Annotated in this window: 1 protein-coding gene; it reads left to right on the top strand. The window is 34.5% G+C overall.

Annotation, left to right across the window (positions count from 1 at the left end; genetic code table 11):
* The first annotated feature begins 76 nt into the window (after positions 1–76).
* Positions 77–1297, top strand: a complete 1221-nt coding sequence (locus tag BMZ04_RS21830) for a translocation protein TolB (protein WP_093277834.1) — start codon at positions 77–79, stop codon at positions 1295–1297.
* Positions 1298–1327 lie beyond the last annotated feature (30 nt).

The raw sequence follows: 1327 nt of genomic DNA, 5'->3' as shown, positions 1-1327 counted from the left end.
ATGCCAAATACTTTTATGTTTACTTGTCGAATTTTTGTCATTCATAAGTACATCCTATTACAAGGAGGTGCGAGGAATGGCAATTCGGATTTTAATATTAATATTATTTTTTAGTTTTAATTTTTCTTTAGGAGCAACTGCTGAAGTTCTACTTAAAGCCGCCTTTATTCGAGACCATCAGCTTTGGATGAAAGAGGGCAATAAAGAAACGCAACTTACAACAGATAGGTATGTTTCCAATCCAAAGTGGTCAAAAGATGGTCAATTTATTGCTTATACAGCAGGTGACAAGAATGGCGACAACACCAATTTGTTTATTTATGATTTAAAGAAAAAGGAAAACTATCTGCCATATGTCTCAATTGAAACAAGAAATTATAAATGGTCACCAATATCTAATCATCTAGCATATACTTCAGGGGGTGTCCTAAATATTACAAAAACAAAAAATGGACGACCACATGGTTTTGAGAATGTATCATTAGGTGTTAGTGACTTTGAATGGTTTCCCAATGGAAAAGATTTTATTGTTTCATCTCAATCTAATTTGCTTCCTACTGGTTGGGAACCAGTCCGCCTATTCAAAGTTCCAATAGATGCTAATCTTGATACGAATAAAATAAAGCCTTTTTACACCCTTCAAACAAATACAACTGATTTGTTTGCTATTGATGCCGAATATTTTAAGTGGAGTGCTGATGGTAAATGGGTTAGTTTTTTAGCAACTCCCACTGCTTCTTGGTCCAATGATAGCAATACATTAGGAGTACTTTCATCAGTAGGAGACCATTTTCAGGTTATAGGAAAGATGCTTTGGTATGAAAACTGGATAAAATGGGCTCCCACAAAAAATCAACTAGCTTTCATATCTGGTGAAGGTAGGTTTTTCGTTGAAAACAAAAATACCGCTGTTGCTGATATTCCCTTCAAAAATAAATTAAAGGAATATACACCTAAAGGTTATGTGGATCTTGATTTAGAATGGTTTTCTACGGATGAAATAATTGTTGCACGAGCAAAAGAAAACAAGGAGTGGAAACTAGGACCAGTTCCAACTATGTTTACAAAGTTATACGTCATTAATATTAAATCAGGAGAACAAAAGCAGCTTACCTTTCCAAAACTAAACGAATTAGATAATACCCCTCAAGTGGTAGGATCATCTATTACTTGGTATCGACAAACTGGAAAGGGGAGCAAAGGAGATCTATGGGTTAAAGACGGAATAGATGCTCAAGAATTTCGATGGTTAGTAAATGTAGATTCTGCACCGACTTTTTCTATAAAAAATAACTGAAGTATCCACTACTTCTATACTTTCTTCTTC

This window comes from Psychrobacillus sp. OK032 (genome assembly GCF_900111345.1).
Classification (GTDB): Bacteria; Bacillota; Bacilli; order Bacillales_A; family Planococcaceae; genus Psychrobacillus.
The sequence above is the reverse complement of the archived record's forward strand: the minus strand, read 5'-3'. Positions and strand labels throughout refer to the sequence as shown.

Bases quoted from the DNA above. Each gene is read 5' to 3' on its own strand.
- BMZ04_RS21830 (WP_093277834.1), top strand. From the start codon at position 77: ATGGCAATTCGGATTTTAATATTAATATTATTTTTTAGTTTTAATTTT.